Annotated in this window: 20 protein-coding genes; 2 read left to right on the top strand and 18 right to left on the bottom strand. The window is 38.2% G+C overall.

The genetic code is table 11. The annotated features are described in order from the left end of the window. Positions 1-444, top strand: a complete 444-nt coding sequence (locus ZOBGAL_RS17635) for a hypothetical protein (RefSeq protein ID WP_013995075.1) — start codon at positions 1-3, stop codon at positions 442-444. 119 nt (positions 445-563) lie between these two features. Further along, positions 564-1742 (top strand): OmpA family protein, encoded by a 1179-nt coding sequence (locus ZOBGAL_RS17640; protein ID WP_013995076.1) that lies wholly within the window; start codon positions 564-566, stop codon positions 1740-1742. On the opposite strand, the gene ZOBGAL_RS17645 is transcribed toward ZOBGAL_RS17640, so the two are convergent. The 18 genes from ZOBGAL_RS17645 to ZOBGAL_RS17735 all read right to left on the bottom strand — a co-directional run bounded on the left by ZOBGAL_RS17645 (position 1743) and on the right by ZOBGAL_RS17735 (position 25571). Further along, positions 1743-3794, bottom strand: a complete 2052-nt coding sequence (locus tag ZOBGAL_RS17645) for an HAD family hydrolase (protein ID WP_013995077.1) — start codon at positions 3792-3794, stop codon at positions 1743-1745. 300 nt (positions 3795-4094) lie between these two features. Further along, positions 4095-5276, bottom strand: a complete 1182-nt coding sequence (locus ZOBGAL_RS17650) for a GNAT family N-acetyltransferase (RefSeq protein WP_013995078.1) — start codon at positions 5274-5276, stop codon at positions 4095-4097. 35 nt (positions 5277-5311) lie between these two features. Beyond that, positions 5312-6283, bottom strand: a complete 972-nt coding sequence (locus ZOBGAL_RS17655; RefSeq protein ID WP_013995079.1) for a hypothetical protein — start codon at positions 6281-6283, stop codon at positions 5312-5314. A gap of 6 nt (positions 6284-6289) precedes the next feature. Beyond that, positions 6290-7660, bottom strand: a complete 1371-nt coding sequence (locus tag ZOBGAL_RS17660) for an MBOAT family O-acyltransferase (RefSeq protein ID WP_316932899.1) — start codon at positions 7658-7660, stop codon at positions 6290-6292. A gap of 144 nt (positions 7661-7804) precedes the next feature. Continuing rightward, on the bottom strand, positions 7805-9049 hold the full coding sequence (locus tag ZOBGAL_RS17665) for a GNAT family N-acetyltransferase (RefSeq protein ID WP_013995081.1): 1245 nt from the start codon (positions 9047-9049) through the stop codon (positions 7805-7807). A gap of 12 nt (positions 9050-9061) precedes the next feature. Continuing rightward, positions 9062-10111: a GNAT family N-acetyltransferase gene (locus ZOBGAL_RS17670; protein WP_013995082.1), complete on the bottom strand. Its 1050-nt coding sequence runs from the start codon at positions 10109-10111 to the stop codon at positions 9062-9064. A 327-nt stretch (positions 10112-10438) separates the two neighbouring features. After that, positions 10439-11095, bottom strand: a complete 657-nt coding sequence (locus tag ZOBGAL_RS17675) for an HAD family hydrolase (protein ID WP_013995083.1) — start codon at positions 11093-11095, stop codon at positions 10439-10441. Further along, entirely contained in the window at positions 11079-12047 is a 969-nt protein-coding gene (locus tag ZOBGAL_RS17680; protein ID WP_013995084.1) for an ATP-grasp domain-containing protein, read from the bottom strand. The genes ZOBGAL_RS17675 and ZOBGAL_RS17680 overlap by 17 nt, the downstream gene beginning before the upstream one ends. After that, positions 12044-13069, bottom strand: coding sequence for a glycosyltransferase (locus ZOBGAL_RS22860; RefSeq protein WP_013995085.1), 1026 nt, complete (start codon positions 13067-13069; stop codon positions 12044-12046). Before ZOBGAL_RS22860 ends, ZOBGAL_RS17680 begins: the two co-directional genes overlap by 4 nt. After that, positions 13060-13677: a sugar transferase gene (locus ZOBGAL_RS17690; RefSeq protein ID WP_046288049.1), complete on the bottom strand. Its 618-nt coding sequence runs from the start codon at positions 13675-13677 to the stop codon at positions 13060-13062. The genes ZOBGAL_RS22860 and ZOBGAL_RS17690 overlap by 10 nt, the downstream gene beginning before the upstream one ends. 274 nt (positions 13678-13951) lie before the next feature. After that, entirely contained in the window at positions 13952-15097 is a 1146-nt protein-coding gene (locus ZOBGAL_RS17700; protein WP_013995087.1) for a glycosyltransferase, read from the bottom strand. Between the two features lie 49 nt (positions 15098-15146). Further along, positions 15147-16286: a glycosyltransferase gene (locus tag ZOBGAL_RS17705; protein WP_013995088.1), complete on the bottom strand. Its 1140-nt coding sequence runs from the start codon at positions 16284-16286 to the stop codon at positions 15147-15149. 22 nt (positions 16287-16308) lie between these two features. Then, positions 16309-18159 carry an asparagine synthase (glutamine-hydrolyzing) gene (gene asnB, locus ZOBGAL_RS17710; RefSeq protein ID WP_013995089.1) on the bottom strand — a complete coding sequence of 617 codons (1851 nt, stop codon included), beginning with the start codon at positions 18157-18159 and terminating at the stop codon, positions 16309-16311. A gap of 170 nt (positions 18160-18329) precedes the next feature. After that, positions 18330-19370: a glycosyltransferase gene (locus tag ZOBGAL_RS17715; protein WP_158499747.1), complete on the bottom strand. Its 1041-nt coding sequence runs from the start codon at positions 19368-19370 to the stop codon at positions 18330-18332. A 124-nt stretch (positions 19371-19494) separates the two neighbouring features. Next, positions 19495-21351, bottom strand: a complete 1857-nt coding sequence (gene asnB, locus ZOBGAL_RS17720; protein ID WP_013995091.1) for an asparagine synthase (glutamine-hydrolyzing) — start codon at positions 21349-21351, stop codon at positions 19495-19497. Between the two features lie 96 nt (positions 21352-21447). Beyond that, positions 21448-23175 (bottom strand): hypothetical protein, encoded by a 1728-nt coding sequence (locus ZOBGAL_RS17725; RefSeq protein ID WP_013995092.1) that lies wholly within the window; start codon positions 23173-23175, stop codon positions 21448-21450. Positions 23176-23287: 112 nt separating this feature from the next. Beyond that, positions 23288-24445: an O-antigen ligase family protein gene (locus ZOBGAL_RS17730; protein ID WP_148560732.1), complete on the bottom strand. Its 1158-nt coding sequence runs from the start codon at positions 24443-24445 to the stop codon at positions 23288-23290. A gap of 28 nt (positions 24446-24473) precedes the next feature. Then, positions 24474-25571: a glycosyltransferase gene (locus ZOBGAL_RS17735; RefSeq protein ID WP_013995094.1), complete on the bottom strand. Its 1098-nt coding sequence runs from the start codon at positions 25569-25571 to the stop codon at positions 24474-24476. Between the last annotated feature and the right edge of the window lie 34 nt (positions 25572-25605).

Here is a 25605-nt window from a genome sequence, read left to right on the forward strand (position 1 = left end):
ATGAAATGTGCTTTCTTGGTTTTGATTCTACTTTTCTCATCTTGTAAAGGGCAGGAAAAAAGAGGGCGCCAACAAGACGTTTCCGAACAGGAAAACCTAATGCAACTTATTGAAAGCGATTTTTATAGCGGGACCGATGAAGAGGGGATGATAGTCGTTACCGATAGAAAAAGCCTGCTTAAATTCTACGCACAGGTCAACAGAACCCGAAAACCGGGACTGGCGGTACCCGAAGTTGACTTTGGCAAGGAAATGTTGCTCATCTACTGCGCCGGAAAACAGCAAGGAGCTTCCTTGCCTCGATTGTTCGTTAAGAATACATCCGACAGCCGTTTGGTCTTAGGCGTTGAAACGACCAAGGGGGAGGCGTCTTCTACCGCCTTGACGAGTCCGTTTTCAATTTATAGCCTACCACTTACCCAAAAGCAAATTATTGTAGAGTAAAACCGATATATAGCTGGTATTGAACGGGCTATCGATTATTGGTGCCATTCGAAGTGTACATTCGGGTTCTTGCCCTTATAGTTCTTACTTTGTAGTGAGAACACCCAAATTGTATTCTTATGAAACCCCATATAAAATATATGGTTCTATTGTTATGTGCCACGGCAAACCTATTGCAGGCGCAAGAAGAACCAAAACTTGTAGCAAAGGACAGTATTGTAAAAAGTTCGTGGATTATTGGCCTTGGTTATAATATTGTAGATGACTCAGGAGATGTGTTCGATGAACTATTGGCTCCGGGAGATCAATGGAACGTACTGCCATATCCCTCAAGAATCAGTATCGGAAGATATTTTGATAGTGGAATCGGCGTAGAGGCTATCGGTACCTACAACAAATACGCCGTGGGTAAATTTATCGATGGAAGGACTAACCTTGAAGAAACCGATTATTATGGGATAGACGCCCGGTTGACCTATGACTTGAATAAGATCATTGGGCAGACCGGATGGTTCGACCCCTACTTGGGTGTTGGTGCGGGTTATATGGAAGCCAATAATGAACCTCGGGCCACTTATAATGCCGTAGTTGGGTTTAGAACCTGGTTTTCCGATCGTTTCGGACTCGATTTCAGTTCTTCGGGAAAATGGGCGGCGAACAATGACCAGGCCACCAATCACTTACAGCATGCGGCTGGGGTGGTATATCAATTTGGAATTACGAAAGGACTATCGAAAAAGGGCGAGGCCAAACTCGCCTTGATCGAGGAGTTGGATGCCCAAAGGCAGAAGCAACAAGATTCGATCGCGGCTGCAGAAAGGGAAAGGGAAGAGGCGGACCTAGCTGCAAGACTGGCCAAAGAAAAAGAGGAAGCTCGATTGGCCGCAGCCGAAAAAGCTAGGCTAGATGCCTTAAAACAGCGTGAAACGGAAATCAGAAATGAGATTGACGCTCTGGGCTTTGCGTATTTCGACCTGAATTCTTCGTATTTAAATGCAAAATCGAAAAAGGTTCTTGACGGTCTCGCCGATATTTTGGCGAAATATCCGGAATTGGAGCTTCAAATCACTTCACATACCGATTCAAGGGGTACATCGGCCTACAACGATTGGTTGTCGGAACGACGTGTAACCCATACCAAGGCCTATTTGGTAAAGCGGGGCGTATCGGCTGAACGTCTTGATACGGAAGCCTATGGCGAAACCCATTTGTTGAACGAATGTGATGACAACACCTATTGCGATGAGGAAAAACATCAAGAAAATAGAAGGTCGGAGTTTGTTATTACCAAGTTTTAGTTACGATAACAAACCTTTGTTCAGCCATTTTCGCTTGGCCCAAAAATTAAACTTAATGTAATAGTACGTTAGGTTTAAGGGCCATGACATCCAATAATAGCCTTTAGCATACATGAATGGTTTGATTTTCACCAAATATCGGAAGACTTTTTCGGGAGACTTCAAAAATGTCTTGATAAGGGCCACCTTTGAAGTTTTAACTTGGTTCGGGTTGTACTCAAGGCCTACTTTATTCTCGCCTACATTTTGGTAAAACCCCTTTGTAATCTGGTTTACGAACTTTAATTTTTTCCTGTTGGTAAAAATACCTGTACGCAAGGCCATGTCGGTAATGTAGTTTTGTACCATAGCCTGTGAATAGTCAATGGCACGCAAATCGTTGAAAAGGTTCTTGAATTCGGAAAACATATATTCCTGAATCGGACTCACGTATTGGTCAAAAACCATTTTCTCATTGGGTTCGTGGAACTCCACTGTGGGGGATTGGCCGTTTTCGCCCATGGTATACGATAGGGTACTGCCATGTGGCGCTGCCAGCAATTGTTCGTAAAGTTGTCCGTTGGCCATGAGTACATCATCGGAAAAATCTTGGCTCGGATAGATTGAAAAATTCAAACCGTATCTCTTGGTGCCCTTTTCAATATTGTATATTTCCTTAAGTCCAAGGTAGTAGCCCGTTACCGGTATTTTCCTTTTGAGGAACTTGTATATGCTTTCTTGCATGGTGCCTCCCCATCCCACATCAACTAGGGCAAGACCATCTTTATCAAAATCGGCTCCGAAGGATTTCAAATAGTTGAGGAATGCCATTTTTTGGTCGTAGCGGTTTTGGTCGTAGGCCTCTTGAAATCTAGGGCTGCTTCTTAGGTACTGCATGGTTTCCGATTGAAAAAACGCAGCATGGTTACTGTCCGTAGTTTTAGGGATTTCCTGCTTGATATCGTTTTTGGTCTCATCGGAAAAAGGGAACCAGTCAAGGAAATGATCTAATGACATCTTTCCGAATCTTTTGAGTAAGCCCCCAAAATCTTCTTCGGGCAATGGTCGAAGGGCCAGTTGAGTAGCCGATTGCCTTGAAGCCTTGAGATAGTGCGTTCGAATTTTCGCCTCGCTCTTGAACAGGTTCATGTCTTGGTAGCAATCGAACAGTTGTTTTAAAAAGTGTCCTTCGCGGGCAAGGAAGAACAGGTCGTTTACCTTGTTTTTTTTGGCATTGATATAAAGTCGCTCGGTAAAGAAGTAAAAATGGAGCACGTATTCGCTAAACGGATGTCCGCTTTTTTTACACCGGGATTCAATGGTCTGGCAAACTTTTTTAAAGTCGTTTTTATCGGAACCCAAAAGGTTCTTTTTGTTCCTGAACTTATGGGAAAAGTGTTTCAGGTGCAATGAGGGTATACCGTGTTTATGGGCATTGTTCACATCACTGCCCATATTGTCGCCGATCATCAAAACCTCTTTGGCATCTAAGGACAGTTTGTCCAGTACATAGGGGTATAATGAACCTTTTTCTTTGCTGTGTCCTACGCTGCTAGAGAGAAAAACGGCATTGAATAAATGGTCTATTTTATGGAAGTCAAGAATTTTTTCGATTACCTTTTTTGAAAGGTAGAAATCGGACATTAGGTAAATGCGATATCCCTTTTGTTTAAAGTGTTCGAGAGTGGAAATAAGGGTTTCGTTCTTGAACTGCACTGAAATTTCAGCGGTAAAGTCGGCCCTTTCAAATAATTTTTTGAATCTAGGGAAGGGAACGTCGTGTAAGTTTTCGGTATTCACAAGCCTGTGATATACCTCGGTGATTACATCTTTGTATTTGATCTCTAGGGTAGAGCGACCTTGCTTTTTGCCGAGATAGGCAAGTGCTTCGGTACGAATGGTAAACAATTGTTCGCCCTCCATGGGTATGGCCAACTCACGAACCATAAACTTGGCCCATAACCGTATGGCGTAATTAGGGTGTACGGTACGGTGGACCAGCGTATCAAAAAAGTCCGTAAAAAGAACTTTTCGATCATCAAACCGCGAAATTCTTCGTTTCAGGTCTTTCAAGGGGGACTAAATTAAAACTAGGTTGGGGTGCTCTACTACCTAATAAAGAGTAGAAAAATAATGGGGGATTTATGGTAAATAGAAAGAATTATATTTTCTTTTAATTCAGCAAGCCACAATTGTATATTGAAATTTTCAGACGTCTTGGTTAAATCAGCCACAGTGTTCTCGTTTACGGGGTTCAACTGCGAATATATACGGTGAAGTGCAATGTCTGGATTTTTTTTAAGAAAATATTGGGAAAAAACTCGATGAACCGCATAAATACGGCAAAATTAAAGGTTTATTTACGGTTTTTATTCAGAAAATCGGGCTATCGGAAGTATTTGAAAGCAATATTTTACTCTTTTTACCTACGACCAAGTACGATTTTGGATGATCTAAAATTGCATAAATGTTAATTTCGGACTCTTTTTCGTCGTTCTCATAGAGAAAATCGTAAATAGTCCGTCTAAGAAAATCGAATTTGCTATTCTTAAAATCAATAGCTTCTATTTTTTCGAATTCCTTTTCGAAGGGTATCGGGGTCCGTGTAATTTTTGAAGGGTCGTTCGGTAAATTTATGGGTTTTCGATGTTTGTCCCTAAAATCGTGATATTTCTCAATAAGGCCTTTTTCGCGAACAAATTGCTTCAAGGCTTTGATCAGATAGTACAATTGGGCCTTTAGTCTTCCTTTTAAGGAATTCTTTTTGAAAAAGATATCGTAATTGTAATCGTAGACGGTATTGCACCAGCGTCTTTTCCAATAAAAATCGCCCTTTGAAAAAGTAATCAATCGTACGCCATTGGCAATGCACCATTCTATCTGCTTCATCAGGTCGGTGTAACCGGTGTTGAACTTCGAATAATCGATATCGTAGGTTCGTATATATTGAAAAATAACATTTTTCATGTGGAAGTTCAGGCAGATATCGATAGGTTTTTTTCCATTGTAAATTACATAGAATGAAGCTTTCTTGTCTAAGATCATTTGATAGACGTTGGCACGGTAAAAATCTTGGGTAGCTAAATTGATATTATCCTTGATTCCTTTTTCAAGCGAGCGCAATTCCAACAGTCGATAGAATTCTTCCATTAAAAAATCGTACTCCGGTTTTTCCATGGCACCAAAGTACATGACATAACGAATATTAAAACATTGTTCTAGTTTTCTTTGCTCTCGACGTAGTTTATAGCGGCTCGTTTTACCGAAGCGCTCGTTTAGGTAAGCGCCTAAGGAAGGTACATTCTCAAAATTGATTAGAAAGCCGGGATACTGTTTTATGGTATGGCGCCCTATATTTTTTGGAAGTTTTTCGGTCTCTACCTTGAAATAACCAGGTACGTCCTCAACTACGAAGGCCGGTCCTTCAAAGTGAAATTCATCGGTATTGGAATTGGTAAAGACCACGTCACCCGTATACCTGTTTTGCAATTGCCTGTAATGTGTCGGCAGCAGTTCTTTGGTGTAGGCGTCGAAAAAAAAGTTCGTGGAGTTCATAGGGGGCAGGTCGTGCAAGAATTTTGTTAACGCGTTCAGTGCTTTTGGGTCTCCTTTACATAGTCGGCTATCTCTTTGGCAATAAGGGCTCGACCGTGTGCGTTCCAGTGGTGGTCGTATATCAGGGTCGTAGGTTTCTTGGAGTTCTCAAAACTGGATGAAAAGTCAATGTACCGTATCCCATTGCTCTGACAGAAGTCCAAGAAGCGTTTACTGGTTTTTCTACGGTCTAGCAGCAGGGTGGTTTTAGTTTTGTCAAAACCGTAAAGGTGGATCAAGCTTTTGAAATTGGCTATTCTTTTTTGGTCGCGTTTTAACTTTTCGTCTTCACTGTCTAGGGTAAGTTCATTGGTACGGTAGCCTTCTTTGGTGTCGTTAAAGGCTACGCCACGTTGGGCCAATTTTTTGAGGGGCTCTATAATCCCTATTTTGCTGCCGTAGGCCAGTAGTTTGATATTGTCGCGTATTTTAAAAAGGGTAGAGGAGAGCATTTTGATCCGGTCCTTATTTGGTTCGTAAACCCCTCGGTTTAAGTCGTTATCGTAATTTAGGTATAAGATGATTTGGTCTATGAGTTGAAAATCGTTCTTATAGGCATGTACCAAATGCATCTGGTTGGCAAAGTCATAGCCGGCGTATCCGTATTCATATACTTCTATACCTTCGGTCTGAATTTCAATTTGCTTGCCTATGGAGTTTGAAACGTCTTGGTGAAAACCTTCAATAAAGGAATCCCCGATCAAGGCCAGTTCAAACTTGTCCGCTGAAGGCGTGAACTCTCGGAAGGAATTGAAGCCCGCCTTGTTGATATGGAATTCAGAGAAGTTTTGGTTTCTATTGCCTGTAACAGCGTATCCACTATGGTCGGGCACTCGTTTTTCAACTCCATATGCATCAATAAAGCGAGGAGGGTCTTCGGTATAGAGATGGAATACCCTTACGATCACTTCCAATAATAGGAGGATCAGAAGCATATAGAGAACGGATTTTAGAATAAACTTTTTCATCCTATCTTAAAATTGAAAATAAATGAACGAACGGTTGACCCCATCGTCATAGAACAATAATATACTCAAAACCACTAGGGTATACAAGAGAAACCGGACTACGGGCGATTTAAACTTGAACGGGTTGCGTTCATCCCTTCGTATCAAATATTCATAAAAGGTAAACAGGGCTATCAGTAAATAAAAATCGAACATTCTATAGCCCATGGGGTGCATATAGGGTTCGTAATAAAAATTACTTCCTATTCTTTCGATAAAATCGAAGGATGAGGATAGGGTGGGCGACCGGAAGAATATCCTCGAAAAGGTTACGAGAATAAAAGTCAGTAACACTTGAAGGATTTCAGTAATGCTCGGAAGCCAAGTACGTTCGGCTATAACATTGTCGGCATAAATCCTGTTTCGGCCCATTAAAAATACGGGCATATAGAGCAAGGCATGAATTCCTCCCCAAAAAACAAAGGTCCAATTGGCCCCATGCCAAAGTCCGCTGACCAAAAAAATGACGGCAATGTTTCGCAATGACTTTAATTTACTCACCCGCGACCCTCCCATAGGAATGTAGAGGTAATGTCTGAACCATGTGCTGAGCGAAATGTGCCATCTTTGCCAATATTCAGCAATGTTCCGTGAAAAATTGGGGAATTTGAAGTTGGACATCAGCTCTACCCCAAAGAGTTTTGCCGTACCGATGGCGATATCGGTATAGCCACTGAAATCACCATACACTTGAAAGCTAAAAAGCGAGACCCCAAGAATCAAGGTAGAGGCCGGGTAGTCGGTATAGTTCGTAAAAATATCATCAACTATGGGGGCTAGGGAATCGGCGATAACGAGTTTTTTAAAAAAGCCCCAAAGAATAAGCTTTAATCCGCTACTGGCCTGTTCGTATTTAAAACTACGGAGGGTATTGATTTGGTTCAATAGGTTGGAGGCCCTTTCTATGGGGCCCGCTACCAATTGCGGAAAGAAAGCTACAAAAGCTGCGAAGGAGATGAAATTTTTGGTGGGCTCGAGCTTTTTGTAATAGATGTCAAATGAATATGACATGGTCTGAAAAGTGTAGAAGGAGATACCTACGGGTAGGATGATACGTAAGGTCCATACGCTTTTAATGTTGTAGCCCAAGGCGCTAACCGCCTCGATAAACGAGTCTACAAAAAAGTTGTAGTATTTAAAGAAGCCTAATAGGCCCAAGTTAAAGGCAACGCTTACCCATAGCCAATATTTGGCTCTTTGCTTATTGTCTTGATTTTTAAAAATTTGCTGGCCAACGAAAAAATCGAGAACGGTACTGAAAAAGATAAGGATAAGAAAACGCCAATCCCACCAGCCATAGAAGACATAACTGGCTGCAATGACCAATAGATTCTGCACCTTGAGGCTCTTTTTGAAAACGAACCAATATAGTATGAATACCACTGGAAGGAAAATCAAAAAATCGAGTGAGTTGAACAGCACTGTTATCTATTTTTATTGATGTTATTTATCCTTAATTGTTGTAATCTCTTCAAGGTCGAATTAAGTTATGGAAACTTTCACTTTTTTCTTCGTCCCTATAAAATAATATTGGTCGGTTAGGTCGGTGAACGCTTTAAGCGAGGTAAAACACTCATCGTTCAGATATAAGAATTCAAACGCCAGCATTTTTAATTTATGGTTCTCGGCCAGGTTTAAATCGACTTCGGTAAGCCCATTGGGTAGGGGGTCCGAAGAAATATCATGAAATGTAAAGGGAGCATCTATAGTTTTGACTTCGGATTTTCTATGCCTTAGTTTATAAGTGAACCGATGCAATCTTTCGTTTATGTTCTTATCGCGCAGCTTTTGTTTGAAATCGAAGAATCGCTTCAAAGTAGACGCCAAGGTCTTGGCGATAAGGGATGAGGCGTCGTAGAAAATATGATATTCAAAATCATAGGTCGTATTCGACCACCTCGTTTTATAATCAAAGTAACCTTTGGAAAAATCGAATACTTCTATTTTTTCCGCTAGGCAATATTCTATCAATTTCATAATGGTCACCGAACCCAAATGGAATTTGGCGTAATCAATATCAAAAACGGTAATAGCATCAAAGAGAACGCTGTCGGAATGATAGTTCAAGGTTACCCCGATCGGTTTTTCCCTGTCGTAAATAACGAATAGGGAGGCTTTTTTTTCAAGAATCAACGGATAGGCGACATCGTAATAGAACTGCCATTCTTCCGGATTGAGATTATTGTTGGTGATTTGTTTGTCGTCAAATCGTTTGGTGAGTAATTCCTTAAAAGAATCAAATACAAAATCGTAGGTTTCTTTGCCGATGTCCCCGTGGTACATTTTGTATCTAATATCGAAACAGGCTTCAAAACGCTTTTTGTATTTGTTCAACTTGTACCTGCTGCTCTTGCCGAAGGTAGCGAGCATATACTCGTTAAAGTTGGTGTATGGCCCTAATTCGATGGCAAAGCCGGGGTATTGCTTGGATCGGAGCAACTTTAAAGTGGTATTTTCGGGGATGTCGCGAATGGTATTGAAATAGGTAGGGACATCGTAAATGAGAAATACCTTTTTTTTATGGTCGTTTATAGGCGCGGGGTGTAATCGATAGTCCATACCCTTGGTAAGGGTTTTTCCTGAATTGATATAAAGGGGGAGTCCCGCATACTTGTAAAATTGTATGTTTTCTAAAAAATCGACAGTCAAGGGCTTCTTGCCTCCGTCAAAATGATTCGACCAAATCGAGGTGTAGGTGTCTGATAGAAAGGGATTATTTTTTATCAAAACGGACTGGGATTAATTGGATTTTGGTATTTGTCGGTAGGCGGGAAAAAAGTTGCTTTCGCCATCATTGGTACTTTCACACCGTTGGTCCTCGTTCATTTTTACGAGTTCCTTGTACACTTTAGGGTTTACTACATATCTCCAAAATTTAGCAGGTCTGTGGTTTTTTGAAAAAGTGGACTTAAAGGCAAAGAGCGTATCGCTCTTAACGCCTTTTCCACCACCGAGGTTGAAATACTTGTATTTTTCTTCGGTGGCATTGATGCGCATGGTGTCAATGATCAGTTTAATGGCATTGAGGTGCAAGAATTCTTCTTTATGTCCCGACAAATGGTATTGTACTATTTCGTCGGTCTTTATGAACATGGCGCCACCGATGACTTCATTGGTCTCGTTTAATACGCATAGCAATAGTTCCGTTTCAAAGAACGAACTGAGCATGAGCTGGTAGAAGTAACGGTCACTGAAGAAATAACTTTCATCGGCGTTTACCCTTCTCATGTTTTCGTAATAGATTTCGATAAAGGTCCGGATGTCCTCTTCCGAAGTCCCTTTACGAACGGAACAGAGCTTTTGCGATTTATTGATATAAGTCTTTAAGCGACTACTGTACTGTTGCCGTTGTAGATCAAGTGGTAGGGTGAGATCAATGTAAACTACCTCACCAGGGCTATAGATTTCCCCAATATTGGCCAGAATTTCATCTTGGTGGTCAATGTAGGGATGGAGTCTTGAAAAAACGGATACCACTTTGTGTGCCAAGAATAGCTTTTGTAATTCGTTTTTGAAATTGGTGTTGTCGAAATTAAGCTTCTTGGTACTACATAGCGGGCCTGCATAGCCATACACAGAGGTAACGTCCTTGTAACAGGTGCCCTCTATTTCCCGTAACATTAGGGGGAGGATGATATGAGTACCTTCTTCTTCGTAATGAATCAGAATAGGGGTTTCATCATCTCCTTTTGAGAGGTAGTGGTAGTGGTAGGTATGGTAAAAGTCACAGTGGTCGACTTTTTTTATGAGGTCGTTCCACTCATTCCTTTCAGTTATGATTTTGATCATGCATATGGTCTAAATATCCGAATAGACAGTGCTGGCCCTGTCATCAGAGTGTTTTGGTTTGGGATGGGTACTATTGATAAAATGGGGGCTATCCGTAACGTTGACTCATAAATAGGACTAAAAGGGTAATGATAGGTAAATAACTCTTTGTTAAAGCCATTTGATAAAAATTTAATTAAAACTAGGTGTATTCCATTATTTTGGAATCCGTTGTCCGAACCAGATTATACCTACATAATTACTAACATAAATTTACCACTTTGAAATAGACTTTCAAAAAACCCAGGTCAACTTTTTAACACGATCAAAGAAAAAAGCGATGGTATTTTATGTAACTGCAATTTCGCCAATATTTTTAACGAAGGTCTTTGGAAGGTGGTCTTCGGTAAAATAGCGAAAAGCATCGCTGTGGATGTTCAGGCCATTGTCGATGAGCCCGATACTATCCCACCCAAGGGTATTAGGAGCGAGAAAATCCTTTCTTATATTATCGGCAATGTAACAATAGCGATGATTTGGAAAAGCTTCTTCTATGGCCCGATAGTTTTTTTGGTCGGGCTTTTCGGAACCTAGTTCTTCCGATATCACAATGGTATCAAAGTAGTCAACTACGGCCAAGGCTGAGAGCTTGGCTCTTTGGGTTTTGCTCCTCCCATCGGTTATGATACCCAGTTTTCCACCTTTGTCCTTTATGTGTTTTAACAAAGGTAGAACCCCTTCGAATGGAACGATAGCTGGTTGGTGGTTTCGATAAAGGTTTATGAGCATTTGTTTTTCAACCCCAAAAGTAGTGGTCAAGTATTCGAACACGTTCTCTTTGTTTCGATACATTGAGAACATTTGTACAAAAAGTTTTTTCCATTGCTTGGGGGCGAGTTCCATGGCAATGGCGGAATAAGCAGATCTTAGATAATCGATTTCATTATAGAGTGTATCGTCTAAATCAAAAACGATGACGGATTTTTCATCAACCTTTATATCCATGGACTAAAATTTCATCGTCATATCTGATCATGAGAAGGTCTTTTTCCCAACAATCAAAATCTTGATCAATTTGTTTCCCTTGGGTGAATTCCTCTATAATCCATTTGGGGTAGTTGGCACCTGCCAAATAAGATAGGGGGTAGCCACCACCAAATCTTGGGTTGATCTCTATGGCCCTAACATTGTTTTCCGTATTATGGACGAAAAACTGGGCTGTAAGGCAACCCACGGCACCGTTTACGGTAGCCATATTTTTTTTGATGTAGTCAACGAGAAGATTCTTCACGGTCAAGGCCTTATAGACCTCTCCATCCCTTACTTCGATTCTTTTTCGAGGAACGACACATTTCAGTTCATGGTCTTTACCGTAGTATAGGTCGCAGGTAAACTCATTGTATTGATCATGATCGAGGTATTCTAAGAACATAAGTTTATCATTTTGAAAATGATAGTCCGTTAGGTCTTTCTCCTCCTTGATCAGATAGGTGTCAACACTTCTACTGCCATCAATAGGTTTGATGAACAGTGGAAGGCGATATTTGTCTTTTGAATATTCTTTGGCAACTTCTACGTTATGGGCTTCAAAGAACTTGTGGATTTGTCTTTTGTCCCTACATTTTCCGACGAAATCGGAGGAGGCAACCACGGGTACGATCCCGTTTTTTTCCAAAAGCAGTCTGTTTTGTGCCAGTGGTAATAACTCTGTGTCAATCGTAGGAATCAACAGGCCGATATCACGTTTTTTACATTCGCTGATCAACACATCGAAATAATCGGCATGGGTCACAAAAGGCACTTTAAAATAGCCGTCGGCTATTTGGCAGGCACCGGAAAGTGTTGGGTCGGCATCCGATGCATACACTTTAGCCTCGGGATATATTTTTTTAAGTTCCTTTTGAAAGGCCCTAACGAGAGAAACACGCCTCCCGGCAGAAGATATGAGAATATTCATCGTACTAAAGTATAAAAAGATCGGAACATCTTTATGAAAGGATTGATCAAAGGTTTTCTGTTAAATACGAAAACCAAGCACGAATAGCCTATCCCGTGGTAATCTTCCCCTAGAAATTTCTTTAATGGGTATGCGTCTATTTTTTCAAAACCCGAGAGCATGGCGGGAATTTCAGAAACCGGAATATCTGATTTCATCAGGCGAACCATTAGAAAGAAGACAAAGGACTGCTGACGTGTTTTAAGTCTTTTGATACAGGCCTCGGCGTCTTTATGCTCCCTAGGTATGGTCGATATTAGTTCGTTGAACACATGGGCTGCATTTGCATTGTCGTAGATTACTTTGTTGTAGTGTTCCGGACTTTTATTGCGCATGGCCGATGTTGGCAAAATACGATATCGGTGTACGTCTAAGTCGGCATGGGCCATTCTTTTGGCCTGGCAGAAGAGTTCGGAGGTAAGAATGGCATCTTCCATCCATTTGCCCTCGATAAAGCGGATTCCGGTATTTTGAATAAAATCACGTTTGATCAAATACCACCAAATTTCGTTTTTGTGCTTTTTGTTCGCTATATAGGTAATGCCGTCGCAGATGTCAGGTTGAGCGGATGCATCAAAGGAATCAATGTTTTTAGAATAGGGATAAGGTTTGGTGACGACCGATTTGCTTACGAAAGTCAAGATGTCTAAATCGTTGGCTTTGCATAGGTCGAGTAAAATGGGCAAAGTATTTTGGGCAACATAGTCATCGGGGTCGAGAAAATAAATGTATTCCCCTTGAGCGAGGTCGTATCCCGAATTTCTTGCCGCACCTACGCCCGCATTCTTTTTGTCGATAACCTTTATATTAGAGTGTTGCGAAGCGTATTCTTGGGCGATTTCTAACGTTCTATCTTTAGATTCATCGTTTACAATAATAATCTCGTATTCGGAATCCGTCATTTGCTGGTCTAATAAGCTATTGACGCATTCGCTTAAATAGAGTTCCATGTTGTAACACGGTATAATAATACTTAATCGCATAGTTCGCTATTTCCTGTAAACAATTCCATTGTGGCACTGGTATCGGATGAGATCCCATCGGTTTTGACTACTTTCAGTACGGTCAAAAACAATATTTTGAGATCGAGGGGGAAAGAGATGTGGTCAACATACCACACGTCATATTCAAATTTTTTATTCCAAGATATGGCATTTCTCCCGTTCACTTGTGCCCATCCCGTTATGCCCGGCTTGACCTCGTGCCTTCGCCTCTGATAATCGTTGTAGAGGGGCAAATACGAGACTAATAATGGGCGGGGGCCAATTAGGCTCATATCTCCCTTGAGCACGTTTAATAATTGGGGGAGTTCATCAAGGGATGTTTTTCTAATGAATTTACCTGCAGAGGTAAGTCTTTTTTCGTCAGGAAGAAGGTTTCCGCTTGCATCTTTTTTGTCGTTCATGGTCTTGAACTTCAATATGGTGAAGATTTTGCCGTCTTTTCCAGGGCGTTTTTGAACAAAAAAGATACTTCCACGATTAGCGATTCCTAAAAAAAGAACAACGAGCAATATGATAGGCAGGGCCAAAGTCAAAATTGACAATGCCATTATAAAATCGATTAGTCTTTTAAAAAAATAACGGTAAATCATGAAGCGTCTAATAACCCTTGCAAAATACAGATAAAAACGCCTTATAAATTTTGGTTATAGACCAAGTACTTGCATTTTTGTTAAAATGCAAGTTTACTCGATAATCGAGATGAAATGCTCCGAGGCTTGCCTCGAAATCAAGGAGTATTCCTTTTAATGCCTTGAGGGCTTGCCCCAAGGTAGTTTGCTGCATATCGATGTCTGTTGTAATAAGACGAAAGGGAGGAAACCCATACTTTTGGTTATGCTAACCCATAGGGGGCGTTCGGGCCTACTTGAGCAATCGGTATTCTTTGAGCTGCTCCGACCAAACGAACTGTTGGCTATATTTTTCGGAAATCAGTTGTCTGTATTTTGGATTGGAACCGAAGTAGTCGGATGGGGTATTTAAGCAGTTTAGCATGGCATGGGTTAGGGCATCGCTGTTCTTTACGGGTATAATCGTACCATTTATTCCGTCTTCGATAATTTCATTAGAACCATTAATATTGGTAACGATACTGTATTTGCCCATAGCGCCGGCTTGGAGAAGTACATTTGGGAATCCCTCTCTGTAACTGGGAAATACGAATACGTTCGAAATGGCAAAATAGGGTCTAACATCTTGTTGCCAACCCACGGATATAATGCCCTCGTTTTCTTCAATTTCCTTTTCTATGGATGGGGGCAAGGGGTCCATATCCTTTTCGTAAGGCCCCACGAGCAATAATTTAGAGTTTTTTGATTCTTTTTGTACTTGAACAAAGGAAGTGATCATTTCCTCTATCCCTTTATCAAACCCAATTCGGCCCACAAAAGACCATATAAAATCAGATTCGTCGATATGTAGATTTTTCCTTATTTCCTTTTGAATATTGCTAGGATAGAGCATAGGGTCGAAGTGGTCTAAATCAATACCGTTCACATTCCCGTGACCAATAATCTTTAAAGGTTTACGGGTGATTTTGTATGCAGTAAGATCCTTCTTTACCCCCCTTCCCTCTGGATAAATATGGGTCGCACAAAAACAGATGATGCGGTCGAAGAAGATAAGCATATGCTTTATTAGACCTTGTTGGGTAGGGAAAACCAGGCCCGTAAAGGTATGCAGGCGATAAGGGACCCCGGCCAGGTAACCGGCAACCATGCTCAACAGTCCCGCTTTAGGGGTGATGGAATGAATGATATCGGGCTTTTCCTTTTTAAAAAGAACGAACAACTTGTATAGGGATACGATATCGGCCCAAAGATTTATTTTTCGGTCAATATTGACAACTACCGTACGAATACCTTCACTGTCCCTTATCGTTTGGTGCTGTGAACCTTCAGAAGCTACACCTGTTACGTCAAAAAAATCGTTCATATAACGTAACTGGCCGTTGAGTAGAACGGCAAGGGAACCTGGGGCAGCGGCAATTCTAAATAGTTTTCTTTTCATAACCTATGTAAGGAGGTGTTCTATCTAGCAAAACTAAAGGTTCGGGTTTTTATTGTTTGGACAAAGCTAATTCGTAGGCTTTTAGAATGCCTTCTTTGCTAAAATCTTTTATTCGTTCAAGAACCTTGGTTTTGCAATCGTTTAGGTATTGGGGGTTTTCTAAGAAAAACGTCATGCCCTTGGCCATAAGGTCAACATCACCGACCGGAGTTAAAATCCCGTAAGGTGTTTTCATTATATCTTCATCATGGGCTTCTTCGAGCTTCATGATCTCACTAGGGCCGGATTTACAATTTGTAGTCAAAATAGGTAGCCCGCAGCACATGGCTTCTAAGAGAACATTAGGAAAGCCTTCGTGATTGGAGCCGAAAACAAATAAATCGGCCGCTTTTAAGTATTGATAAGGGTTGTTGTCAAAGCCAAGGAAGAATACGCGGTCTTGTAATCTCAATTCTTTTGCGAGTTCGGTTAAATATTCCGATAGTACTCCCGAGCCCAAAATATATAACCTGGCCTGGGGCAGATTTTGTAGGGCACGAATCAAAAGTTCATGGTTTTTACCGGTATCAAGTCTCCCCACCGTAATCATGTTGAAATAGTGGGGGTCGAAAAACGAGTTAGCTGCTTGCCTGTTTGTAATATTCTCAATGTCGACTGGGTTATAAATAACATCGGTTATATTTGAATCAATACCATAATTTGTTATTAAATCGTTTGCATTTCCTTGAGAATTGCAAAGAATATAATCGGCTTTCGGATACAACTTGGAGATAAGCCAATTATTCACTTTTGATTGAAAATTCCCATAACCGTATTGTAGACTGGGAAAAGATCGTTCACTTATAATGATTTTGGGGCGAAACGAAGTAAATAATTGCGATAAAGTGTTAATGTAGTTTGGTCGTGTAAGCAAGCTAAACGAATGGCTAACATTTAATTTTTTCAGTAGTCTAGCATATTTAAAAGCTAAAAAAGGTAGTTTTAGTAGTTTGATTATTCCATTTTCATCGCCCTTTGACCTTTCTAAATAATGGATATTAATGTCTTTGGGAATGTCATAACTGATAGTGTCGTTCATAAGCACCAAATGAACGGAAAATCCTTGTTCTTTTAGGTAGGGTAGTAGATAGGAAACTACTCGTTCGGCACCACCACCGGCCATGGAATATATAAAAAGGGTTACGTTCATTCTTTTTTTAGATGTAATCTGGCTATTGTATAGAAAAACCCTTTCCGTTTTTGTCTAGCCATTGTTTAAGTACTAAGAGTTTCCAAATAAGGGGGTAATGATTCCAAGAACCATTCATATGACTTTCAATCATTGAAGAAATAACTTCGGGTTTTATTCCGGGTATGGAGTTTAGGTTTTCTAAAGAAAGTTGATCAAGCACAAATTCTTTTAAATCTTCCCGGAACCAAACTTTAAAAGGCATGGCAAATCCAGCTTTTGGCCTGTCAAAAATTGATTTAGGTACGTGCTTGTATAATATTTCTTTTAAAATTCTTTTTTGATTTCCTGATTTATATTTAAATGAGGTTGGAAGTGTTTGAGCAAATTCCATAATCCTATAATCAAGAAATGGAGATCTTGTTTCCAAAGAATAAGCCATGCTAGCTCGATCGACTTTTTGATTAATGTCCCAATTTAGATAAGTCTTAATATCGAAATTAGCAGCGCGTTCATAAATGTTTTTGTTGTTATGCATTAAATATTTAAGCTCTTCAAACTCAGGGTTTGAATTTGGAGTACTCATCCATGATTGATCAGGGGAGAAAACCGTTTTTAGGTAAGCTTCTTCAATGTCTTTAGAATCAATTACATTTGCAGCAACTTTAAAGCGATAATTAGGTACTGAAGTTATTAATTTTGTCATTTGTTTGCGAATTGGATAGGGAAACTTCATAAAAATGTTTATTTTATCTATCCAATTATATCGATGATATCCCAAAAAGCCTTCATCCCCACCATCACCTGATAGAGCTACCGTAACCTGTTTTTTTGTATGTTTTGCTAATAGCATTGAGGGTACGGCGGAAGCATCGGCAAATGGCTCGTCATAATAAAACGAGAAATTATCCAACAGGTCAATACCTTCTTTGTAATCACAGTCTATTACCTCGTGTTCAGTGTCTAGGTGGTCAGCAACTTGTTGAGCATAATGACTCTCGTTAAAACCTTTTTCATTAAATCTAACACAGAATGTTTTTATTTTTTTTGAAGTACTTTTCGTAGCTAACGCCGCAATTAAAGAGGAATCTACCCCGCCAGATAAAAATACCCCGACAGGCACATCTGCGAAGAGTCTAATTCTAGTAGCATCACTCAATAGTTCTTCTAGATGGTCTTGAGCTGATAAAAATGACCCTTTATAGTTTGGTGGGTTTAAGTAATCAATATCCCAATATTGTTTTTCTTTAAACACTCCGTTTTGAAGGTCAAATGTAAAAGAGTGACCATCTTCCAATTTTTTTATCTCATTAAATATGGAATGGGGACTAGGAACAGAGCTCCATGCTAAATATTCTTGAATGCTATTTCTGGAGATTGTTAGATTCGTATTAAACAGTGCTATAGACGAAATTTGACTGGAAAATTCAAAATCTTTTCCATTTAAATAATAATAAAAAGGTTTTTGCCCCATGCGGTCTTTCGCTCCGAACAACAATTGTTTGGTTGCATCAAAAATAACGAAGGCAAACATTCCGTTAAAATGTTTGACACATTCTTCCCCGTATTCTAAATAAGCGGCACAAATAACTTCTGTGTCACTTGTTGTAGAAAACGAATGTCCTTTTTTCTTAAGGATTTCTCTTATTTCTTTAAAATTATAAATTTCACCATTGAATACTATATGTATATTTTTAGCATATTCTAAAGGTTGATTTGATCTAGAGTCAAGATCTATAATCGATAGACGGTTATGTCCGAATGTGATTTTCCCCAGTATACTTTGGTAGGTTTTTAGCCCCATTTGATCAGGGCCTCGGAAGCTTGTTCTTTTTAATTTTTCTCTTACCTCTTGCTCTTTATAAGGTATAGTAGTCCCGTATATTCCGCACATAAATTGAATCTTTTGAAAAACAAATTTAAACTAAACCATTTAAGGCATGTTAGATTAATTCCAGATTTGTAAAAAGTGTAGTTGTAATTATTAAACAATACAGAATATTACGACATCTATATAAACAGGTCAATCATATTTATATTGTAGGTAATCAAAAAAGTAAAGATTTAGCATAGTGAAGTAAAGAGGTTTTGATACTTTTCCAAAATGATTTGTGCGCTAAATTTTGAATAAACTGAATTTTGAATGAACTCGTGGTTCCATTCTTTGTCAGAGCAAAGACATTTCAGAAAGGCCTCTTCGTTTTCTACTATAAAACCATTTATATTATGTTCAAGAATTTCATTGGTGCCTCCAGGAGCAGCAAACGCTAAAACCGGGGTGCCTGCCGCACAACTTTCTAAAACGGCATTTGGGAAACCTTCGACATAAGAACCTTGTAAATACAAGTCGTTTTCAGATAAATAATAATTAACATTATCGGTGTAGGGAATGTGGGTGATTTTATCAGATAGCCCTAATCTATCCATTTGTTCAATCAGATTGGCTCGTTCGGGGCCATCACCAATAATTAAGTATGAAAACTCCCGTTCTAATCTAGCTAAAACATTCAAAACACGATGATGCCCTTTTTCTTTACTTAACCGTCCAACCGTAATAAACTTTTTCGTATTAGAAGGTGTTTTTTTCTTTTTTATAGATGCGGGCTGGCCAGACGTAATAGGATTACCGATTATAACAATATTTGTATCATTTAAATCGTACAAATTTTTAAAATCGTTCGCCATATCAATTGATTGGCATACAACTTTATCGACATTACTAAAAGCCCATTTAGAAAGAAAATTTTTACCTATGCTTTTTTTTGCAGAAAATTTTTGCATTACACTAACCACGCTAGCTTCACGTATTACAAATTTTATATTTTTAAACAGGGGGGACAATATACCAATAAGAGTGTTTAGGTGGCCAATGGAGCTAAAAACAATATCAGGTTTTTGTTTATATAAAAAATGTATTATTTGTGGGGCAGCATGTAAAACCCTTGTTTTGTTTAAGTAGGTTACTGGTATTTTCTCTATATTGAAAGTAGAATTTTCCTTTTTGTCTATAACAAGAAGTTGACTTTGAAATAATTTAGAATCCAAATTTTGGGAAATGAATGAAATGACCCGTTCTGCTCCTCCCGTAGAAAGTGTTGGAATCATAAAAACAATGGATATTTTTTTTTGGGAATTCATTTAACATAATTGTTATGTGAGCTAATTTAGAAATAGCCTTATACTTAAATCACTGTAACGAGGAGTTCATCGCCCCCTCCTCCCTAATCATCTATTTTATTGAGAAACCATCACCATTTCTAGATAGCCACTGTTTTAAAACCAACAACTTCCATATTATCTTATAATTATCCCATTGACCGCTCATATGTTGGTCGATTAATTTCTGAGCGCCTTCTGGCTTGATACATGGAATGTCTTTTAAGTTGTCATAAGATAATTCAGATAATACGTAGTCCTTAAGTTCATTTTTAAACCAAAGGCTTAATGGTACGCCGAACCCTGATTTGGGTCTGTCGAAAATATGTTTTGGTACATGGGAATATAAAACCTCTTTAAGTATTCGTTTTTGATTATCCCCGTCAAATTTATAGTTGGTAGGAAGCGATTGTGCAAATTCTATAACTCGATAGTCTAGAAGAGGGGAGCGTGTTTCTAAAGAATACGCCATACTTGCACGATCTACTTTGGTGTTAATGTCCCACGGCAAGTAAGTTTTTAAATCAAAATCTGAAATTCTTTCATAAATGTTCTTTTGAGTATGAAAAAGGTACTTGAGTTCTTTAATTTTTAAGGTTTCATAAGTTGGTTCAAACCATGAAGCCTCCGAATTGGTCATAGATCTGAGGTATGCGTTTTCTATACTGTTTAATCGAATGTAGTGAGATAAGGCTTCTAAACGATTGTTTTTGAAAGGGGAAAGATTCAAAAGAGTTGCTGCTATTTTTCGAGTAAATAAAGGAAGCTTATAAATTTTTTTATTCGCTTTTGCCCATTGATAGCGTGGGTATCCTAAAAAACCTTCATCACCTCCATCTCCTGAAAGGGCTACGGTAACTTTCTGCTTGGTATGTTTGGCAAGTAACATTGAGGGTATTGCCGAAGGATCAGCAAAGGGTTCGTCGTAATAGTCGCAAAAATTATCGATTAAGGCAATACCTTCATTATAATCACACTCTATAATATGATGGTCAGTGCGTAGATGGTCGGCCACTTGTTGGGCATAGGTGCTTTCGTCAAATCTTTTTTCATTGAATTTTACAGAAAAAGTCTTGACTTTTTCTGTGCTAACTTTTGAGGCCATAGCGGCAATAAGAGATGAATCGACTCCTCCTGAAAGAAAAACACCAACGGGGACATCGGCAACCAATCTAATTCCTACGGCATCGGTTAATAATTCCTCCAATTGATTTTGTGCCCTCTGAAAATCACCATTGAATCCGCCCTTGTTCGAAAGATCAATGTCCCAATATTGCTGTGTTTTAAAATCGGAATTACTTAAGTTATAGGTGAAGGAATGACCATCTTCCAATTTTTTTATTTCATTAAAAATGGAGCTAGGGGAGGGGACGGAATTCCATGTAAAATATTCCTGAATCGATTTTTCTGAAATACTAAGTTTATTGTGAAAGAGTTGGATAGAGGAAATTTGGCTTGCAAATTCAAACTGTTCTCCGTTTAAATAATAATAAAAAGGTTTTTGTCCTAGGCGATCTTTTGCGCCGAAAAGTATTTGATTTTCAATGTCGTAGATTACAAAAGCGAACATTCCATTTAAATGAGAGGCACATTCTTCCCCGTATTCTAGATAGGCCGCACAAATAACTTCGGTATCACTGGTGGTGGTAAAAGAATATCCTTTTTTTTCTAAATTTTGCTTTAAGGTTTTAAAATTATAGATTTCTCCATTAAAAACAATATGCACCTTTTCGGCGTAAGCCATAGGTTGGTTCGATCTAGGGTCAAGGTCTATGATGGATAATCGGTTATGACCAAAAATAATATTTCCTTTAGAGTAGTTGTAATTCTGCCATCCCATTTGGTCTGGTCCCCTATAAGATGTAATAGCCAGTTTTGCCTTGACCTTATCTTCACTATAATTTATTGTAGAGCCATATATTCCGCACATATTGTTGATTACTGTTAAATGATTTATAAACCTACTGTTAATCCCCTTTATAACTAGATGGAGTCCTATATATTGTTGTGTATCTACCTGGATTTTTTAGAGCTCCTTAACTTCTGAATGTAGTAAACGAAACATATAGGTGATGATATAGATACGAAATGCCAATAAATTATTATCTAATGAGAGGTAGGGTTGTTTTATTGCAATCATTTTCTTAACGAAATTCGGGGTTATTTTCTTTGCATATAAGATCATCGAATCTTTTTTACTTGTTTTTGTTCCATTAAGCCTAGCCTCCGTTTTCATACTTTTCTCTATCTTATCTAAGAAGGGTGTTGGGAATATTTTTTTTGCGTCGCTAGAAACTAACATCGCTTTTAATACTTCAACTACCTCTTGTTTTTTTAAAGTGCTGGTGTAATTTTCGTTAGCTCCTTGTGTAGCATATTCTAATTTTGGTTCAAAAGAGTTAACGATTTCTTTAAACAGCTTTTTTTTCGTTCTTAAGTTATCAGGTGTACTTCTTGCTAGTTCAAGGATTTTATTGGATAAAAAGGGAGTAGCTTGTTCAACGTATCCCAATTTAAGGTCTGATAGTGCCGCTAAAATAGTGGGAATTCTGAATTGGTGGTACAGTCTATCTCTCCACTCTTCTAATGTTTCATTGGCTTTTTTATTTAAATGTGATGGAATTTGTTCAAAGGGGAGATTATATTGTTTACAATATGTATTTAGATTTATATAATCAGAACATGTTGCCATACCAATAGCGTACCTCACATTAATCTCACTTGAGACACTTCTGGATAGACCGAATCCAACATCGCCCCTAATGGTTCCTTCGACATTGTTCTCGAACAAAGTTTTCCAAATGTGAAAACCGTCCATATAGCCTCCAATATGATCAACTCGACCTTCTCCATTTAGAATAAACCTGTTAAATATATCTTCTGTAGATTCTTTATTACTAAGGTCAGTGTGATAATATTTATTTGAAACATTCAAAGCTTTGGCAACTTCCTTAGCAATGAATGCGTCATTTTTTTCTTTAAACCTTGATGACTTTAGTCCCCAAGTTATAGTTTTTGGCTTTTTATCGCTTGATTTTAGTAGGAAAAAAAGGAGACCTCTACTGTCATATCCACCAGATAAAGGAAGCGTCCATTTGCTTAAATCAATTTTACTATTTTTTATCGTATTGGTTATTACAGTGTAAAACTGTTTTTTGTAAAACGAACGTGTTTTTTTTGATGATTTGAAAAAAATAGGTTTTGTATTGATTTTAATCGTCCATTTTTTTTTGTCTAAAGTGAGACTGCTATATGGAGGTATTCTATTAATGCGTTTGTCCCAAGAATGAACGGGACCTAATGACCCTGTAGATAACATCCATGGGATACATTGGTCATTGAACTCAAAACTTTCTAAAAAAAGAATAATAGCTCTTTGCGATGTAGAAGCCAAAAAAGTATGGGAGTCAAAATAATACCAAATGGTTCTTGTAGCTACGGAATCCGTAATACATTCACTTGTTTCAGGGGTATTTCTAAATATAGCAAAAGAACCATCCAATTCATTTACATCACATGAATGCCATGGCTTATCTGTCCCGGAGAAGGCATTACCCAAAAGGATATTGTCTCCGAATATTGACAAGGTTTTCATTGGGTTCATTATTGCAGAAATGCCAGATTTACTGTAGAGTATTTTTGTGGGGTTTGGGGTTATATTATTGGGTGCTATTTTCTTGCAGATTGAAATGAGCTTTTTCTCAGTATTTTTACTGTTAGGGTTTTTGAAATGAGCACATATAATTTTAGACATATTTCGATTTTTTTAATCTTAAAATATAAAACCCTAATAGAGGTATCTATTTGATGTTTAGTTACGATGGTGTTTTTTTTGTATCTAACTTTATGTTAAAACCAAGTTGTATTTACTCCAACGATGTCTTTCTAGCATTCATATTGTTGACTGGTTCTATTATTTTTTGTCGCTTTAAGAGATTAATTTGAGCATATATCCACAAAGCGCTAAATAAGAGATATCCATTTTTGAAAAAGCTATGGTTGGTCATTAATATACTGGCCAGGGCAATTGCCATAAAAAACAAATAAGGGGCATGGTCAAATAAATGATAACCATTCTTAATTAAATAAATAAAATAAAAAACTAGAAGCAAAAAAGGGATAATACCAGCCTCTCCTATGAGTTTTAAATAGGAATTATGGGCTCCTAAAAACCCCCCTAAGCCACCCCCTCCAAAAGATCCGGAACCATTGCCAAAAAGGGGTTTGTCAAGTACAAATTCATAGAACTTTGCCCATGTCTCTGTTCTTGATCCTTCATTTAGATCTCTCGCAGCATTGGAATCCCCACTTATTGTTCCTGCTAGTTGTGTTAATCTTTGGTTTTTCACAGGTAAAAAAGAGTTGTAGGCCACGAGTGTAAATAATAATCCAGCCCCTAAAAGCAGCTTATTTGCATTTTTTATGGAGAGTTTAATTGAAATTAAATTAATAATTACCCAAAGTAATATAAAAGTTCTGGAAAAAGTTAATAAGCCCATTAATGTAAAAGTCCATTGGGCAAAAAATTTAAATTTTCTATTTTTTATAGAATAACTCAGTGCATAGCCTAATATACATATAAAACCACCTGCATTAGGGTTTAAAAAGAAACCGCTATATCTCCCATAGTCCTTTAGTGGATTATTAAAAAGAAAAATTTGTAAAATAATGCTTGAGGCTCCAATAAGTAAAAATATAGACATCTCTTTGGTGGTTGTTCGCTTTACAACTTCGTTGCCGCAGATTACTATTATGAAATACTTGACCCATTCTATCAGATAAACATCAAAGGGAGGTATGTAAGTTTGGCCTGAAAGACTTCCGATACAAAAGTAAAGTACTCCTATAACTAAAAGCCATTTATTAATTTCGGATCTACTGTTCGTTAGAAAAAATAAGATAAGGAGGCCAAAGGATAGATAACTAAGAGCTGAAGACAATACCGGATTTAAATAAGTTAGAATAAAGCTTGGTATATTTAACATGAAAAGACCTAAAATGCTAAATTTTAAAACTTTGTTCAAAGAAAATAGATGCTTTGTTATCATAGCTCTAAATTAATTTATCAATGTACCTTCGCCACTCTTCTACAATGTTTTCAATTTGATACTTTTTCGTAGAAATCATAGATTTGGATTGAAACTCCTTTTGAATTTTTTTGTCATTTATCAACGTAGTTATTTTTTGTTCTAGGGCTTTTTGGTCTCCTACTGGAATCAGAAAGCCGTTTTCTCCATTTGTAATTAGCTCAGAAGGACCATGCTCACAATTGGTTGATATAGTTGGGATTCCAAAATATAAGGCTTCCAATAGCGCATTAGGGAATCCTTCATGTTCAGAAGTGAAAACAAATAAGGACGCGTTGTTGTAAAATTCGTGAACATTTTGTTGTTTTCCAACAAAGCTTATTCTATTTTCTAGTTTAAGTTGTTTAGTGAGATCTAAATTTTTTTGTTTAGTAGGTCCATCCCCCACAAAAATAACTTGCCACCCTTCATTGTCAATGTTGGAAAAGGCAGATATCAACAATTCTTGCGCTTTTCCTTTTTTAAAACTACCCACATTAAGAATAATGTTGTCTTTGGGTTTATTTAGCTGCAGGTTTCTTTTAGTTGAAAGTGCTGGTGCAATAGGGTTGGGAATCACTATTATTTTTGAACTCGAAAGCTTTGTTGAGTAGAATCGCTTGTTAGCGTCTGTTTGTACCACTAAATAATTGCATAGTTTATAGCTTATATCTCTTACTAATGCCTGTAATCTAGGTAACTTATAAATACTATGATTAGCGCGTTCACTAACGATGCATGATATACGGCATAATTTAGCAGCCCATATAGCATAGATGTTAGAGGTGGTCATAAATCCAATAACAAGACTAATATTATTCTTTTTTATAATCTTGGTAAGGGTTCTAATTCTAGATACCCCGTCAATAATTGATTTGAGGGGAGTTGTGTGGTTTTTAATGTTTTCGGAACAATACAACAGGTTTACTTCGGGATTGAGTTTGTAAAATGGTTCGGTCTTAACCAAAGTAATAATAAAAACGTCAAAATCATGAACAAAACTGTTTGCCAATTCAGTTATAACCCTTTCGGCACCTCCGGAATTAAGGCTGTAAATAACAAAGGAAATTTTTTTTTTGGCCATATAATCGCTGTTGTGAGCATGCGCATTTAAATCT

It is taken from the genome of Zobellia galactanivorans (assembly GCF_000973105.1).
Taxonomy (GTDB): Bacteria; Bacteroidota; Bacteroidia; order Flavobacteriales; family Flavobacteriaceae; genus Zobellia; species Zobellia galactanivorans.